Source organism: Salegentibacter sp. (genome assembly GCF_041642575.1).
GTDB lineage: Bacteria > Bacteroidota > Bacteroidia > Flavobacteriales > Flavobacteriaceae > Salegentibacter.
In genome coordinates this window covers 1-3,007 of sequence record NZ_JBEPWD010000161.1, presented here as the reverse complement: position 1 = coordinate 3,007, position 3,007 = coordinate 1, and the positions used below count along the sequence as shown (strand labels likewise).

The following is a 3,007-nucleotide window of genomic DNA, read 5'->3' as shown; positions in this document are numbered from 1 at the left end:
AGTTTTAAAATTATGGTAAGAAGTTATAAGAAAATGGCAAAATTGACGTATTCCAGCCAATTAAAGTCGTTGATTTATAACATATTAAGATTTCAATTTAATTTTAAAATTATTGAAACCTGGAGAAGAACAAAGTAAAATCCTGATTAGATTCTATCCAAAGAATTTCGGGAAACAAATTCTTGTTTATATTCTGATGGCTTCAGGCCCGTTTCTTTCTTAAAAAAAGTAGCAAGGTAAGCTGCACTACTGTAACCCATTTCATCAGCTATTTCGGCTATACTGAGCTCGTCATATTCAAGAAGTTCTTTAATACGTTCAGTTTTTACTTTGTTATAAAAATTCTGGATGCTCTGGTCTTCAGCCTTCGAAAACATACCAGTTAGATGACTGTAATCGTAATGCAATCCTTCGCTTAAAATTTCAGAAAGCTTTTTATTTTTGAAATCTCCCCGCCGGTAAACTACTTCAATTATGAGAGCCTTTATACCATTTACAATCTTATCGCTGCGTTCTATAACCAGTTCGAAGCCGGTTTTATTAAGTTCTTGTTCCAGCGAACGCAATTGTTCTTCAGAAATCTCCTGATTTAATTCGATTCTGCCCAAACTAACTTTCGAATATGACAGTTCCTGCTGCTCGAGAATATTTTTCACACTAGCCAGGCAACGATCACAAACCATATTTTTTATATGCAGAATGTTTCTCAAATTTCCGAAAATTTAAAAATAAGACTGTCTAAAGACTTTTAAAATGTTAGTTCCTGCAACGCCGAAAACAACATTTTTAGTTCATCACATCTCGACTCCGCTCAACGTAACAAAACCATATTTTTAGACAGCCTTATTTAATTTACTTAATCGTATCATCTACCCTACCACATTTAAGCATTTTGTCGCCATAGTAAGGATTAAAGATGTCTTTTGAATTAGAAAACCAGTAATCTCCTTTTCCTTCAAAAGCCATCGGGCAGTATTGCTTGTAGATCTCTCCCGAAGCAAGGGCTCCTTCAAGTTGTTTTTCCATAGCAGTAGTTAGCTCTGAAAATGCTTCCCTTTGCTTATTTACATCATCGGTGTCTGCTATCTTCATTGCAGCTGAAGTAACTTCTTCAGAGGCTTCAGTCTCCGCCAGTTCCTGGGCTTTACTTTGAGTAGTTTCAGCATCGGTATTCACCAGGGCATCTTTTATTCCTACATACAATTCATACGCTTCGGCGGTATTTTCATCTTTGAATTCAGCATTCATCGCTTCACCCTGGTAATTTTTCATTTCCCCCTGGCTGCTATGATCCATATCTTCCATATCATCATCCTGATGCATTTCATTTTGCATAGGCTCTGCCGGCTCATCTTTCTTATCTTCAGCATCGCGGCAGGAAGTCATGGTTAAAGTTCCGGCTACAAGACTAAGCATCATTAGGTTTCTTAAGTTCTTTTTCATGGTTTCTGTTTTTATACTTATTTGTGTTTAAAATTATTCTTATTTAAATCGTTTCTGAAGTTTTCTTATCGATGGTGAAGAAATGTACCACAGGACAAACCCGCTGAATACAGTAATCAGGCCCATCAGTGAAAATATCCGAAGCACCAGGTTGTTAAAATCATCTCTACCCTCATAATCCATCGTATGGGTCATCCAGAGAAAATCAAACCAGCGCCAGTCTCTGTGCCGTACAGATCTAAAAGTAGCGTCTTCCACCGAGACATAGGCTTTCAGATCGGCCGGTTGTAGATAGGAAATTACATAAGCCGGCAAGGCTCCGCTGCGATATTCGTGGTGTTTACCCGTTTCATTTATAAGTTCGATCCCCGCAACCTCCAAATCATCCCGCATATGTTTATTCGCGATTTTCAAAGCTTCTTCTTTAGTAATATCCGGTCTTTCTTCTCCGGTTTTAGGATCAATAAGGCTATTCCCATTTACAAGGTAAAAAGCTTCACCTCCAATATCTTTAAGTTCTAATGAGGTCACCGGAGCTTCAAAAATTATTTGTCCCGGCCCCTGAAGACCATAAAACTCAGGATTCTCCACGCTTTCCTTCTTAAAATGATCTCCATGGATCTCATCAAGATCGGTCCAGCTAAAGTACATCCCGCTAACGGTCCACATGATGAACTGAATTCCTATAAAAAGTCCCAGGTATCTGTGGGCCTGTCTTAATTTAAGGGCTGTTTTTCGTTTAACCACTTTTTGACTTTTAATTCGACAAACTTATATAAAATTTATTTCCAGTTTCTCTATACTGACCACATTTAGAAACATTCCTCCATAACATAATAATGACGGAAACGCATTAAAGCAAATTTCATATATTGATTTATAATATTTGATTTAGTTGGTTACTGGTTTATTCTACAATTCCGGTTACCTCCCCACAGGTAAGCATGGCCTCTCCGTAATAGGGATTTCTTATCTCTTCTGAAAGGCTAAGCCAATCGGCCCCCTGATCATTATCGGCCATTGGGCAATGCTGCACATAAAGTTTTTCGTCTAATGGGTCGAAAACTGCAGCAATTCTTATTATCACACTGGAAAATTCATCAAAAGATTCTCTTAAAGCTTCAATATTCTTTGCTGAAGCAATGCTGGAAAGATCTCTTTCCAGCTGAGTTTTATAGCCTTCCCAGGCATCGGCTGCTTTTTCATCAAAATTTGAGTCCTCTATTTCCTTAAACCGGCTTTCTAGTAATGCCAGTTGGTTTTCAGCTGCATCAAAGTCATCGGCAACAAGGGCATCTTTCAGCTCCAAATAAGTAGTTAAAAATTTTCCGAGATCTGCTTTAGCCTCTTCGGAAATTTCAAAAGTCTCATCAGGAGTGCGTTCTTCCTCAGCAGTACTGCTGGAATTACCGTGGTCATGGCCAGTCGAAGTTGCATCTCCAGAAGGATTCATCATACTGGGCTTCCCGGCCAGCTGTACCGCCGCATCTACCGTAAACGTTCCATTTACCACGATCTCATCTCCTTCTTGCAATCCTTCTTCCACAACATAGGCATCCCCCAG

4 protein-coding genes are annotated in these 3,007 nt (G+C 38.9%); all 4 read right to left on the bottom strand.

Annotated elements, in window-relative coordinates; translation table 11 throughout:
- Window positions 1–146: 146 nt before the first annotated feature.
- Complete coding sequence (locus ACESK1_RS12810; RefSeq protein WP_372920570.1) at window positions 147–710, bottom strand: helix-turn-helix domain-containing protein; 564 nt, start codon at window positions 708–710, stop codon at window positions 147–149.
- Window positions 711–852: 142 nt separating this feature from the next.
- Entirely contained in the window at window positions 853–1,443 is a 591-nt protein-coding gene (locus ACESK1_RS12805) for a DUF3347 domain-containing protein (RefSeq protein ID WP_372920569.1), read from the bottom strand.
- A 39-nt stretch (window positions 1,444–1,482) separates the two neighbouring features.
- Entirely contained in the window at window positions 1,483–2,190 is a 708-nt protein-coding gene (locus ACESK1_RS12800; protein ID WP_372920568.1) for a PepSY domain-containing protein, read from the bottom strand.
- A gap of 160 nt (window positions 2,191–2,350) precedes the next feature.
- Window positions 2,351–3,007: DUF3347 domain-containing protein (locus ACESK1_RS12795; RefSeq protein ID WP_372920567.1), on the bottom strand; the 657-nt coding region annotated here is incomplete at its 5' end.

Excerpts from the sequence above, each read along its gene's own strand:
- ACESK1_RS12805 (WP_372920569.1), bottom strand. The coding sequence starts at position 1,443 with ATGAAAAAGAACTTAAGAAACCTAATGATGCTTAGTCTTGTAGCCGGA.